The organism is Xanthomonas sp. NCPPB 1325, assembly GCF_041477645.2.
GTDB lineage: Bacteria > Pseudomonadota > Gammaproteobacteria > Xanthomonadales > Xanthomonadaceae > Xanthomonas > Xanthomonas cannabis.
In genome coordinates, this window is the sequence record NZ_CM192985.1 from 3,049,879 (window position 1) to 3,063,390 (window position 13,512).

The 13,512-nt window shown below is 55.5% G+C and carries 10 protein-coding genes and 2 tRNA genes; 1 reads left to right on the forward strand and 11 read right to left on the reverse strand.

Annotated elements, in window-relative coordinates:
• Nucleotides 1–7: 7 nt before the first annotated feature.
• The 8 genes from ACCQ10_RS12975 to uvrB all read right to left on the reverse strand — a co-directional run bounded on the left by ACCQ10_RS12975 (nt 8) and on the right by uvrB (nt 8,294).
• Nucleotides 8–1,261 carry a TraB/TrbI/VirB10 family type IV secretion system protein gene (locus ACCQ10_RS12975; protein ID WP_372360896.1) on the reverse strand — a complete coding sequence of 418 codons (1,254 nt, stop codon included), beginning with the start codon at nt 1,259–1,261 and terminating at the stop codon, nt 8–10.
• Nucleotides 1,258–2,004 (reverse strand): TrbG/VirB9 family P-type conjugative transfer protein, encoded by a 747-nt coding sequence (locus tag ACCQ10_RS12980; RefSeq protein WP_372363119.1) that lies wholly within the window; start codon nt 2,002–2,004, stop codon nt 1,258–1,260. The genes ACCQ10_RS12975 and ACCQ10_RS12980 overlap by 4 nt, the downstream gene beginning before the upstream one ends.
• A gap of 20 nt (nt 2,005–2,024) precedes the next feature.
• A complete protein-coding gene (locus ACCQ10_RS12985) occupies nt 2,025–2,945 on the reverse strand; it encodes a VirB8 family type IV secretion system protein (protein WP_372360897.1) in 921 nt (306 codons plus the stop codon).
• 69 nt (nt 2,946–3,014) lie between these two features.
• Complete coding sequence (locus tag ACCQ10_RS12990; protein WP_372360898.1) at nt 3,015–3,425, reverse strand: hypothetical protein; 411 nt, start codon at nt 3,423–3,425, stop codon at nt 3,015–3,017.
• 343 nt (nt 3,426–3,768) lie between these two features.
• Nucleotides 3,769–5,442 carry a type IV secretory system conjugative DNA transfer family protein gene (locus ACCQ10_RS12995; protein WP_372360899.1) on the reverse strand — a complete coding sequence of 558 codons (1,674 nt, stop codon included), beginning with the start codon at nt 5,440–5,442 and terminating at the stop codon, nt 3,769–3,771.
• A gap of 34 nt (nt 5,443–5,476) precedes the next feature.
• A complete protein-coding gene (locus ACCQ10_RS13000; RefSeq protein ID WP_372360900.1) occupies nt 5,477–5,719 on the reverse strand; it encodes a hypothetical protein in 243 nt (80 codons plus the stop codon).
• A gap of 383 nt (nt 5,720–6,102) precedes the next feature.
• Nucleotides 6,103–6,177: transfer RNA gene (locus ACCQ10_RS13005), tRNA-Val, on the reverse strand.
• A gap of 95 nt (nt 6,178–6,272) precedes the next feature.
• Nucleotides 6,273–8,294, reverse strand: coding sequence for an excinuclease ABC subunit UvrB (gene uvrB, locus ACCQ10_RS13010; RefSeq protein WP_372360901.1), 2,022 nt, complete (start codon nt 8,292–8,294; stop codon nt 6,273–6,275).
• 138 nt (nt 8,295–8,432) lie between these two features.
• Between uvrB and ACCQ10_RS13015 the strand changes: the two genes are divergently transcribed.
• Nucleotides 8,433–8,975, forward strand: a complete 543-nt coding sequence (locus tag ACCQ10_RS13015) for a GspH/FimT family pseudopilin (protein ID WP_372360902.1) — start codon at nt 8,433–8,435, stop codon at nt 8,973–8,975.
• 47 nt (nt 8,976–9,022) lie between these two features.
• Here the strand turns inward: ACCQ10_RS13015 and ACCQ10_RS13020 are convergent.
• From ACCQ10_RS13020 to ACCQ10_RS13030, 3 genes are all read right to left on the reverse strand, one after another.
• Nucleotides 9,023–9,099 (reverse strand) — tRNA-Asn (locus tag ACCQ10_RS13020).
• A gap of 52 nt (nt 9,100–9,151) precedes the next feature.
• Nucleotides 9,152–9,601 carry a type IV pilin protein gene (locus ACCQ10_RS13025; RefSeq protein WP_372360903.1) on the reverse strand — a complete coding sequence of 150 codons (450 nt, stop codon included), beginning with the start codon at nt 9,599–9,601 and terminating at the stop codon, nt 9,152–9,154.
• Between the two features lie 11 nt (nt 9,602–9,612).
• Nucleotides 9,613–13,509 (reverse strand): pilus assembly protein, encoded by a 3,897-nt coding sequence (locus ACCQ10_RS13030; RefSeq protein ID WP_372360904.1) that lies wholly within the window; start codon nt 13,507–13,509, stop codon nt 9,613–9,615.
• Nucleotides 13,510–13,512: the final 3 nt, after the last annotated feature.

Sequence of the window (13,512 nt, forward strand, 5' to 3'; positions counted from 1 at the left end):
GCTCTCGTTACCTTCTTGGCAGTACGTTCGTGAAATCAACGTCTTTCGCAACATACACATTAACCAGTGATCCCTGATTAATGGTGACAGTCGCTGGCCGTCTCATGCTTTCCGTAGCTGCATCATTAGCAATACGCTCCATCGTTCTGGCTGTAGCACTTTCATAAGGCGACTGGACTTCTACGCCTGTTTGCGAAACTGTCGTCTGTTCGGGACCGTACTCGGCAGCTGCGTACTTGAAAGCGTCTGCCAGCAGACTGATCATCAACGCCGACGAAAGACGCTGCCCCCAATGCGCGTCGTACTGCCCAGGGTGTCCAGCTCCGCCCAACCCATCGGTGCCGGGACTTGACATAGTCACGTCTATGCCAGTCGGGGTGGTAATACGATCCCAAATAACAGAAACGCGTTGCCCTGTCGGGCCGCCGCTGTAGCTTCCGTAAATTTTTGATCCCTTAGGCAGCAGCAGGGTACGACCATTTATCGAATAAACCGGCTCTGTAATGAGACAAGACGTAAAACCGGGGATATCGGTGATTACCCGAGTCTCCAAAATGCATCGCAGATACGTTCCCCGCACAAGCAGTGCATCAGGGTGTCGAATGAATTGAGCATTCGTCACTTTCTGCTTGTCTGCGTCGGCACCGCCTTCCGAGTTTGCAGATCCGGCTTCACCTGTGGGATTGAGTCCGGCAAGAATAGACTTGGAGTACTCCTCGGCACCCATTGGTGCGCCACCACCAGACTCCGGGGCACCTCCAGCTGAAGCCATACGTCGTTCAGCCAAAGTGGGACCGGCAGGCCTGCTGCTTGGTGAATAAACCGGCTGTGGGTAATCGGGGGCTTGCGCCGGAGGCAACGGCGGTGCAGCAAGTGAAATCGGCGGTACATCTGGCTGAACCTCAGCCTGTGGAGGCATATTTGCCATCTTTGGCAAGCTTGGTGCAGTTACGGCGGCTGTGGGCTCTTTCTTCGCTTCTGCGGAGTTCCGATTGGTCGCGCTTTTGTAAAGGAAAAAAGCGAGCACGAGCAAAACTAAGACAATTGCCCCGAGAAAAAACAACGCTTTCCTGTTAAGTCGCTGATCTTCCACCGAACGAAGCTCAGGAGCTGAGGCATCCAAATCTGGAAGTGGTTGCGCTTGGGTACGCGCATAATAGGGGTTGTTCGGATCCTGGCCGCTGCCCTGAGCCTGGTCGCGTCCCAAGTCGCCGCTATCCAAGCGACCTTCATTGTTCTCAGGAGGATTATTTTGGCTCATTTTTTTACATTCCTCCGCAAACCAACGACATTACTTCCATGTCTGATGACTAGATAGGGATATGTACCGTGCACGATAAGTACATTCCCCTCGACTGTTGTATTGACCACAAAATCTTCGCCATGCTCTTTTTCGCGACCGAATACCGCTGGGAAATTCCCGGTCTGGAATTTATTTGACTCTGTGAGCTTCAAGTATGTAAAACGACCATCATCATATGCGCTTACAGGCACAAGCCAGCCTAACTTGCTTCTAGTGGCATAAGAATAGTCAAAGTAATATTGCCTATCTTTGGACAACTCGGTACTTAGCAGCGGCTTCGCTTCTTCCTCAGTCGTTTCCTTCGCGACTGAGAATTGGGAGTCACTCGGGTAGTTGAAGACAACTTTGTACTGGACTCCTGCGCGACGCGCCTGTTCAAGTTCGCGCCAATCAGTCGCAACCACCTTTAGCTCGAAGATGTATGAGTGCGTTTCAGTTCTCACCATCATGTTAGTATCAACATCGATGTTTTTTGGCTTTAAATAAAATACATTATCTCGACGGGTCAGTTCCCACCCGCTACTGAAACCTGTGCTGTAGTCCAAAATTTTCTCATTGGGATTTAGCTCGATTTGAGTTGTAATTCCCAAGCCCGCCCGGATCGGGTAGATTTGATCAGCCTTGTAGTCGTAGTAGTCTACAGCTTGAGCGCCAACGCTTCCTGCCGATCCAACTCCTGTGACTGCAGCAAGGAGCCACATTATTAATTTTTGTCTATACTTCATTGACCTCTTGCTCCGTCAGTTCCAATCGAAATCCCTTCGGCCGCCCCTGCTACATCTGGATTGGTCCCTGCTGGCACTGCAACGCCAATCGCCGGGACGGCTAGGTCTGAATTCGGAATCGCAACAACCTGGGGCTGTGCTACACCGGCAGCTACGCTGGCACCAGAAGGGGGCGCGCCCACGTCCGGCGGAGCCTTGTCGTAATCATTATCGATGCGGTACTCAGTCACTTGGAATCCTAAGGGATTTTGCAATCGGTCTTGTTCATCCAACTTGAGATTATCGTTGTAGTCAAACGCCAGGGTAACCAGCTTATTGTCAATGAACGTCGAGATACCAGTGGTTTTTTCGTACAGATTGCGCTGTATTCTGACAGCAGCCCCCCTGAATCCGCCTCCAGCTCGCTGCCCCAGTGGGGTTATACTCAAAATCTTGACCCTAATCGACTTTCCCTTACCGTACTTCAGGAAGGGGTTATCGGGATTATTTTCCATGTAAAGCTGCTTGTGTCCAGCACCCACTTGCGGCGTGGACATGATGAAGACGAGGTTCCAATCCCGCAGCGTCATTATTTCTGAGTCATAAGACTCACGCGCCGTCACGTACTGAGCAACATTGCTTCGATTTATTGCTTCGCTAGAGGTTATTTGCTGGTTATAAAAATCACCCTGCAGTCGAGCGACGGTCGCAGTTCCCGTTGAGGCGTCCGCCATCACCAGATAGGGCACCTTTTCCTTCAGCGGCAGCATGTAGTAGTAACCGCCTGCTAGCATGACGGAAACTGCCAACGAGACAGTAGCAACCATCCAAGCACGCTTCTGGCTACGCTGCGCGAGATCTGCAATTGTCAGCTCATAGTTAACCGCCTTGGCAACTACTTGATCAACCTGGCGACTTGGTTCTTTCTTACGGAACATAAATAATCCGCTTCCACCTAATTTACAGAAATACTGCGGGATTGGTTGGCACCGCGACGACGACGGTAATTAACCAGCCGCCTTAGAAACAGGCTGAACTATAATTTGATTTCCAACAACTGAAACGAGCACACCCTGCGTCGCATAAACCGCGCTAAGCTCCTCTACGGCCTGTTTGATACTAGTCGTATCAACTTTTGCAACAGCAGAATAAAGGGTGTAGTCAGATGTTATGTTGTAAGCGAGAGTCATATTGGAGTCTTTAGCCCACCGCTCTAGCATTGTCTTCAGCGTCCCATCCATAGGAGTTGCCTGATAGACGTAAGAAGAATGCAGCGGGAGTTCCGTCGGAGTTTCGGCGAAACGATTTACCGGCTTCCATCGCCCCCCAAAGTCCGCGGCAGGTTTCGTTGCGCAGGAAGACAGCGCTGCCGTGGCCAGCAGAAGAACTGAAACCTTTAAAAGATGGACCTGTTTCACGCCCTAATCTCCATAACAAACAAGTTATTCTGATTCCACGCCGGCGAAAACGCGCGGGCAGTCCATCGCAAGCCAATTCTTAAAACCTGCTCGCATCGAGATATTTCAGAAACAGAAAATCGTTCGCGCTTAAAGCGAACGTGACGGAAAGTTTCTGAATTCGTTTTGTCAAACATAAAACCCCTACACTCCATGTATCCCCAGTCCTAAGAGCAGCACACTGAGGTACCGCCAGACTGCCAGCTCAAGCGATTAATTTGCCTAATGCCGGACAACGTGTCAAGCCAAAAGTGATAACAGTCACTAATTTATGAAAAAAAATTATCATAAATTGTGACAAGAATCACATTTTTATGCTAAGCACCGACACGTCGGCTTTTTCCATTAGACGAGACGTGAAGTGTTTATCTTCGTAGTATTTGATTTTTTCGCATTTGACAGGGTGAGGAATGCCTTCGTAGAGGAAGACCTCTGTGTCGTTTCCCATTGCTTTGAGCTCCTGGGGCAACATCAACGCTCGACGCTCCTCTGACACGCTGTGCGTGGTCTCACGCCCCCTCGTGACGTTCTTTTTCTTGATGGTGGTGTAGCCCAGCATCTCCGAGTAGTCATTCGCATCCCGTTGCTCGCGCGGTGCGTACAGGATCTGCAGTGCGTGGTTGGTGATGATGGTGCGCGACAGGTCCTTGCCGTAGGTCGCATCCAGCTGCGCCATGCTCTGGATGATGGGCAGCAAGCGGATGTTGTAGCCGGCCATATAGGCTACAGCGGTGGCGATGATGTCCACCTTGCCGATCGAGGTGAATTCGTCCATGAGCAGCAAGCACTGATACTTGAGCTCCGGATTGGACTTCGGCAGCTCACGGGTATTGAGGTTGATGATCTGGCTGAAGAGCAGGTTGATGATCAGGCGGCTCTCGGCCAGCTTGTTGGGCTGGATGCCGATGTAGATCGTCATCTTCTTCTTGCGGAGGTCCGTCAGCAGGAAGTCGTCGGCGCTGGTGGCAGCGTCCAACACGGGGTTGATCCACGCGTTGAGCGGTTCTTTCAAGGTGCCCATGATCGAGGCGAAGGTCTCATCCGCCTGTGACAGCATGTTGGCAAAAGCTGACTTGGCATTACTGCTGAGGAACCGCCGCTCCGACAGCGACTTCAGGTACTTCTTCAGGTCGGTGCCGTCGCCCGACGAGAGCCGGTAAATTCCGCCCAGCGTCGGCGCCCCTGCCCCGCCCGGGAAGCCCAGCGACAGCTCTTCGTCCCAGTTCTCGAACAGATACAGGGCAAAAGCCATGAACGCATTGCGCGCCTGGCTGACCCAGAATTTCTGGTCGTCCGAGCCATCCGGATACAGCATCGCGGCAATGCTCATGAGGTCCGAGACGCGGAAAGCCGGGTCGTTCGACACGTAGGTCAACGGATTCCAGCGATGCGTGCGCCGGTCTTCGGCGAACGGATTGAACAAGAAGACTTCGTGGCCCTGACTCGCACGCCAACCACTGGTGAGATCGAAGTTTTCCTGCTTGATGTCCAGGACGACGATCGATTCCTGGTACTCGAGCAGGTTGGGGATGACGACGCCGACACCCTTGCCCGAGCGCGTCGGCGCCGCAAGGATCACGAATTGCTGCCCGCTCAGACGCACCAGCTTGCCGTTAAATTTGCCGACGACGATGCCGTTCCCGCTGGGTTTGAAGAGCCCGTGCTTGGCAAGATCGGCGGCGCCAGCGAAGCGTGCGTCACCATGCAGGGCTCGCGCCTTCGGCTTGAGGATCAATGCAATCGCAATGAGCCACACGATTCCCGGCAGACCGAAGCCAATGACACCGGACATCTTGATCTTGGCGGCGAACGGAGCGACCTGCGGCAAACCCAATGCGCTGAAATAGCGGTAATAGGTATCCCAGCTGTACAGGGCCGTATCAAGCCGCAGCAGGAGCAGCGTGATATAGCCGGACAGCAAGTACCCGGTGAGCACAGCGACCAAGGTGGCAATCGCAATCGTTTTGGGTTTGGACATGCGCCCTTCTCCTTAGGCTTGCATCTGACGACAACTAGCGACGAACGACGGGCTTATGATCGATCAGGCCGGACTTGCGCCCCCCGCTCTCACTTTCGACGAGAGAGTCGATCCATACCCTCGCCTGATCCAGGGACAGATCGGGCGTGATTCGCGCCCCCGCATCGGTAACGACCGCGTACGCCACAACAGCATCAGGTGCATACATCTCATCGCGCGTGATCGCCACGACGCGATACCCCCCCCTGGTCAGCACGGTGTGCTGATACTCTTCCATCGCCAGCCTTCCTTTCCGTCAGCGCGGGTGGGATGTTAAAGCAGGACGTGTGACGGAGAAAGCGCTTTCGTTGGACTCACGCGACCGCGCTGGCCGTACAGCACCGGTCCGGAAGCGGTGCGGGTGAGTCTGGATTGGATCAAGCCTCGGGGAGTGGCGTCTTGCAGGCTCGCCGCCCAGCAGGCACAACCAACCACCGTTGCACAAGGCTAGATCCGAGGCATCCAAGTGCAGCGAAGAAGGGTTGAAGTCGATCATCGAAGATCTGGCCAAGGACAGGCCTAAGCAGGAGAAGCTTCTGAGCAACGGCACTTCTGGAGTCAGTGGCAACGTCGTTGCCGATCTCCAAGCCACCCAAGCCCTGATGTCATCTGGACTTGAAGTGGTGGGCGGTACAGGGTTCGAACCTGTGACCCCTACCATGTCAAGGTAGTGCTCTACCGCTGAGCTAACCGCCCGAATCCTGCGCCAGCATTGCGCTGTGCAGGGCGCGCATTCTAGCGCAGGGTTTTGAGGATCACAAGCCCTCATTGCACTTGGGCGACGTCCTGCCCTACCCCAGGCTTGCCGCCTTCAACTTCTGGATCTGGTCACGAATCTGGGCCGCAGCCTCGAACTCCAGGTCCTTGGCGTGCTGGTACATCTTCTGCTCCAGGCTCTTGAGCTTGCCGGCGATCTCGGCGGGCTTCATCGCACGATAGTCCGGCGCTTCTTCGGCCACCTGACGCGACTTCGAACGTCCCTTGCCAGCCTTCTTCTCGGCGGCGTCCTCGCGGGCACCCTCCATGATGTCGGAGATCGGGCGCGCCACCGACTTCGGTGTGATGCCATGCTCGAGGTTGTACTCGACCTGTTTTTCGCGACGCCGGTCGGTTTCGTCGATCGCCGCCTGCATCGAGCGTGTCATCTTGTCGGCATACAGGATGGCCTTGCCGCGCAGGTTGCGCGCGGCGCGGCCAATGGTCTGAATCAACGAGCCGGTCGAACGCAGAAAACCCTCCTTGTCCGCGTCCAGGATCGCTACCAACGACACCTCCGGCATGTCCAGGCCTTCGCGTAGCAAATTGATGCCGACCAACACATCGAACTTGCCCAGGCGCAGGTCGCGGATGATCTCCACGCGCTCGACCGTGTCGATGTCCGAGTGCAGGTAGCGCACGCGAATGCCGTGCTCTCCCAGGTATTCGGTGAGGTTTTCGGCCATGCGCTTGGTCAGCGTGGTGACCAGCACGCGGTCACCGAGCTTGATGCGCTCGTGCACCTCGGACATCAGGTCGTCGACCTGGGTGCCCACCGGGCGGATCTCTACGACTGGATCGATCAACCCCGTTGGACGCACGACCAGCTCGGTGATTTCGCCGGCGGACTCGCGCAACTCGTAGGGTCCCGGGGTCGCCGACACATAGATGCTGCGCGGAGAGCGCGCTTCCCATTCTTCGAAGCGCAGTGGCCGGTTGTCGAGTGCCGACGGCAGGCGGAAGCCGAATTCCACCAGCGTTTCCTTGCGCGAACGATCGCCCTTGTACATCGCGCCGATCTGCGGAATGGTCACGTGGGATTCGTCGATGACCAGCAATGCGTCCGGCGGCAGGTAGTCGAACAACGTCGGTGGCGGTTCGCCAGGCGCCTTGCCGGTGAGGTGGCGCGAATAGTTCTCGATGCCGTTGCAGAAGCCTACCTCGGCCATCATCTCCAGATCAAACTGGGTGCGTTGTGCCAGACGCTGCGCTTCCACCAGCTTATTCTGCGAATACAGCTGTTCCAGCCGTTCCTTCAGCTCTTCCTTGATCGTATCGACAGCGCTGAGCGTGCGCTCGCGCGTGGTGGCGTAGTGCGTCTTTGGATAGACAGTGTACCGCTGCAGCTTGCGCAGGGTCTCGCCGGTCAGCGGATCGAACAAGGTCAGCTGCTCGACATCGCCGTCGAACAGCTCGATCCGTAATGCCTCGGTATCGGATTCGGCCGGAAACACGTCCACCACCTCCCCGCGCACGCGAAACGCACCGCGGGTGAGCTCGAATTCGTTGCGCGTGTATTGCAGATCGGTGAGATGACGGATCAACTGCCGCTGGTCGATGTGCTCGCCGATCGACAGAATTAGGCGCAGCGACAGGTAGTCCTCCGGTGCACCCAGTCCATAGATCGCCGAGACGGTTGCGACCACCAGCGAGTCACGACGCGAGAGCAGCGTCTTCGTCGCCGACAGGCGCATCTGCTCGATGTGCTCGTTGATCGAACTGTCCTTCTCGATGAAGGTGTCCGACGACGGCACATAGGCCTCGGGCTGGTAGTAGTCGTAGTAGCTGACGAAGTACTCGACCGCATTGTGCGGGAAGAACGACTTGAACTCGCCGTACAACTGCGCTGCCAGCGTCTTGTTGGGCGCCATCACCAGGGTCGGCTTCTGCACCTGCTGTACGACGTTGGCGATGGTGTAGGTCTTGCCCGAACCCGTCACCCCCAGCAGGGTCTGCTTGGCCAGGCCGGCCTCGAAGTTGGCCACCAGCTTCTCGATGGCAGCGGGTTGGTCGCCGGCTGGAGAGTACGGGGAGACGAGTTCAAAGCGGTCGGTCATGGAGCGGATCTCGGGGGGGACGGTACGAAATCTCGTAGGTCGATGCCGGTAAAAACCTGACGCACACTTGAGTGAAGCAAGCGTTTCCTGACATGCGGCCAACACGGAGACTGCTCGCTCGACCTCAGGGAGAGCGCGATGGAAGCAGTGACTCGTTCGAGCGCGAGAGGGTACACCGCAGTGCAGTTGTTGGTCGTGATGGCAGTCATCGCCATCACGTCAGCCATCGGCCTGCCGAGCTTCCAGAGCGTTCTGGAGTGGCATCGGGCGACGACACGAGTGCATTTGCTCACGGCACATCTTGCGATGGCGAGAAGTCTGGCCATTACACAGCGCGTCCCCATAAGCATATGCCCATCTGCCGATGGGGCAACCTGTCGGCCAGACCGGGTGTGGAGCCAGGGCTGGATCCTGTTCAAGGACCCTGACCGCCACGGACAACCAGCGCAGAGCGCCGCCGTTCTAAGAGTCATCCAGTATCCGGCGACCGGCGATATCGACGTCACCTCGAACCTCGGCAGGCCTGTCGTGCGGTTCCTTCCCAGCGGCCGAAGCAGCGGCACCAATATCACCATCAGCTTGTGCAGCAATGCCAAGCGGCTCGCAGACGTTGTGGTCAACAACACAGGGAGAGTACGCGCCGTGCGCTATACCACGCCCACCGGCTGCCGGCGCTCATAGGCCCAAAACAAAGAGGCCGCGACTAGTCGCGGCCTTTTCTCACATCTTGGCGCCCGAAGTTGGACTCGAACCAACGACCCCCTGATTAACAGTCAAGTGCTCTAACCGGCTGAGCTATTCGGGCGGGGAGGCGTATTCTAGACGCAACTTTACGTCAGTGCAACACCTTGAGTGAGCTACCAGCAGCCGGCGGTGGTTGAAGCGCTCGGAGTCTTCACCCCGGCCTGGTTCAAGGTCATTGTGCCGCATGTATCCCGCAGCTGACTGCCTTGCGGCGTCGCAGTCAAAGTAAAGGCGGATTGACTACCAGCGACCGTGATCAAGTACTGCGCAGTCCCACCTTCACGCGGCGACTGGATGGTGGTCGAACCATTCCCAAAGCGGAAGTTTGCATACGTATTGTTTGTGGTATGCGAGCGCTCGGCCAGCTGCGCGTATTCGACAAGATCCGCCTTTGCCTGTGCACGGCGTGACTTGCGTATGTGTTCAGCATAAGAAGGGTACGCGACCGCAGCCAAGATCCCCACGATAGCGACCACCACCATCAATTCAATCAAGGTGAAACCATGACCCCCGGCATACTGAGACAGCCGACGAGCAGCGAAGCGAGATAGGCGTGGCGACATTGGAACCTCCTTTACTGAATCTGGCGCCAGGATTGGCGGCCGCAAGGATAAGGAACATACATGGGCGCAGCGCCTGCCACGTTGGCGACCATCCAGCATCCGGAACCTGCCGGAACAACTGGGGCGGCTGAGCCATCCTTTGGATTGACCTTGGGTTCAAGCCTAGGTACGACCGATACCCCCACATCCTTCACAGGGGCGTTTCCGCCCGTGTTGAGCGAAATACCGGCAGAACCGCTAGCAAGCGTGGAACCACTGATCCCGCCCATTCGAACACCAGACAATGCGCCCACGCCAGTACGCGGATTCAGGCCGAATAGCCAATTCACGCCATCGGGGATGCAGCCGCTACTCGCAGCGAGCGGCGCATATGTAGGCATAAAGAGAATTCCCGAGACAAGCTCCGGATAACCTACGAATCGCTCGCCGGCGGGCAAATCCACATACCACCCAAGCGCTGTTGTCGGAGCAGTACCTACTTGCAAGCTGCGCGTCGCGCCGCCCGTAGCAGTCGTGACCGAATAGGGGGTCAAGTTCGCCCTACTTAGGGTCGTGGCGATCACCCCATCCACCTGATCCGTAAAGCCGTACAGGCTCTGTATGTGTTGCGCGGAACTTGGCAGGCTGTCGTCGTTGAACGAAAAGCTACCAGTACCAAACAGCACTAGGACCCCGCCATTTTCACCAGAAGCGGCCTGCAGTCCACCGGTAATGGGCTGCCGATAGGTGCGCCCACCTTCGGTATACAGCCCCGTCGTGAACGCAGGAACGATTACCGAAGCTGCGGTCGACGTAAGATCGAACTTCCAGATTGCACCACGAAGGTCTGCGGCATAAACCGTGTCTGCATAGCCATCCCGCGTGCGAGCCGGCACACCGGACGGGTCGACTGTCAAATTGTCCACGCGATCCAGAACAATGATATTGCCAAGCCCGTTCCGGCCACTAATCGTGTTCCCCGGCTCCGTCGCCTCGATCATACGAACGACCGGAGTCGACGACGTTCCGATGTCCACTACAAACAAGACAGCTTTGCCGCTGGCGCTGTCATAGCCGTTACCGAAGATCGCTTTCCAGCTCACCGAGCCATTGGCGGCACGCACCGGGACAATGACGGGCTTGCCGAGCACGTGTCCGATATTGGAACGCACTACGGCATCACCGCTGAGATCGTTGATTTCCCACAGTCGGCTTCCACTACCGAACGCACCCGGATTGGTCACATCCAGAGCAAATGCGCCGCGACCACCGGCTCCGGTCGTGCCAACCAGTGTCGTTTTCCAACTATTGCTGTAGTAGGTGTCTCCCACCGCTAGCGGGCCATCGACGAAATAGCGATGGTCGAACGAGGGGATAGTTCCCTTGACTGCCTGGTACGGCAGCAATAAATCGCCCATATGCCCATAGGATGTTGCAGGGATATAAGCAAAGCGTTCGCGGCCGCCAGTACCTGTCACCGTACCACTGCTATTAATTCCTCCATCGAAAGCATGTAACATTCCATCATTTGCACCGGCATATACCATGTACCCCCGACTGGCACGCTTGCTTTCCAAGTAAGCGGTGTAGGTCGCACCCAACGTTCCACTTAGAGCCCTGTATCCGTAATCGTCGGTAGGAGCACTGATCAGCGGCGCAGAGTTGATGATATCACCGAGCACGGTGCTGCGATCACGAAACCTGCCTTTCTGCTGAACTTCCCCACTTTGATCACCCAATAGATAGCTCGCCGCCGTCGCAGCGGTTGCCCCGAGATCGGTTAGGTGCTGTGCTGAACAGAGCGTTTGGCCGCGATAAAGCGTCTGAGAGAGCCCACAAAGGCCGTCGAGACTAATGGCCGTTCCTTCGAACTTTCGTACATTGCTGCCATCGTTAAAAAAAACATTGCGAGCATTAGGCGCGGGAATCTGCCCGGAAGCCTCCCACAGCTGAGCGAAGCGGGCTTCCCGTGTAGCGGGATCGACCGAGGCCTGGCTTGCTTTAAGCTTACTTGACCAATCGGTCCCGTTGTTCCTTATCTGATACTCAGGCGCGACCGACAAGGAACCCGCGCCGATTCGTGCCCCCGTCAGCGCCAATGTTCCGGAAGGCGAGCTCGGCGAACCTGCCGCAGACAAAACACGCTGCATTGCGGCCGTTACTTCTGCCGGACTTTTTGCATTGATGAATTGCCCTCGACTATTTACGGTAGCATGCCAAAGCTCATCAATTACCCGACCGTCGTCACCATCGTTTGGATCACCATTTGCATTCCAGTCGGGCGCGTTCGTATAGGGGTCGGCGGTAGCGGCCTGGTTGACTTCATAGATATTGCCTTGCGCACCAAGCGTGATTGCATAAAAATTCATATGCAAATCTTTCTGGCAGTCCAGCCGCTTCCAGTCTGGCGATTCCTTTGAGAGTGTTGCGCATTTTTCATCCACTGGCACCAAACCCGCTTGAAACCCCTGCCCGGATACCAACGGTGTCGACGCCCCCGAATAGTATGACGCCGCAATGTCGGCTATAGTGTTTGAGTAATTATCAGCAAAAGGCACGGAAGGGAAATTCATGGTGCCAACCGAATCTGCATTATCATACCCAGAGACCGCGTCCGAACTATTCGTATAACCATCAGTAAACAACATGCCGCCGTTTTTTTGACATGCGCGCAACACCGGAGCACCATCCCCGACGCGCAAGAACTGCTTACCTAAGTAATCCACAGCCGTGCGATTCGGCGTTCCTCCCGATGGCTTCAACTTATAAACCTTATCATATAGTGCGGCAATTTCGGAATCGACACCTACATCATACATGGTAACATTAGTGCGATTATTGATCGTAAAATAACCCACGCGCATTTTTTCAACAGACGATAAAGCTCGCGTCTCCGATCCAATGACAGCAAGAATACGATTGCGATGGTATTGGAACCAGTTTGCGAAGTTCGTACTTGCTGCGTTATAGGCATTCACGTTGTTGTTATAATTACGCAAAGTAATTTGATAACGCCTCATATTGCAGCCGGGACCGCAGGCATTTTGAATTACAGGCCGATTAATATCATTGGCAAGATAATTCGCAGGAGCCGGAGCAGCTTCGGGCAAGTAGAAGGTAGCAGGCACATAGCCGATTTGCACTTGACAGTTCGCTGCAACAGTGACGGTCGAAGCCAATGTAGTCCAATTGCCGTTACTACTTGGCAGTCCATCATTATTCGCAAAACCTGAATTATTGAATGTATTGCACGATCGAGCAGACGATCGGTAACGGGTGCCTGCCGGTATCCTCATCCCAGTAAGAAACTGAAAGAATTCGTTATTAGCCTCACGATATGCAAGGTCGTACGTAGTGAAGTAACCAGTGGAGAAGTCATTGCCGTAGATAGAGGGGTCACGGGGATCGACCCGGGCCTCATTAAAATTAGCATTTGCCCAAAGAGTTGGGCCGCTTTCCCCTAATTTAGGGGGAAGTACCCAAGGATTGTAGACAACATTTGGATTGTAATAGCTCGCATTGTAGGTTGGCGATCGCGCAAACCCGAAGATGTCAAGCGGAGGAATCGCATCTCCCGGAGTATAAGCAGCGTTATAGCCACTATGCGGATATAAGTAGAGATAGCAATCCGCCGAGTTACTCGCGCATCCCTGAGCGGCATCAAAAAAAGTTCCGGCCGCACTGAAGAAACTGGTGCCATTCCAACGTAAACGACCGTCCCCCCCTCTAAAGATTCGTTCAAACGTCATCGAATTCGAGTCATCCACAGCCATAATAAAAGCAGGAGGAATCGAGTTCACATTATTTAGCGGGGCCTGCGCCAACGCACCTTGACCTTGCGCGGCAATCAGGCTGCAGACGAAGTAGCCACCAGCTGCGGCAAGCACGATCGCGGAGACGACAGCGGTTCGGAAAATGCGAGGGGACATGCC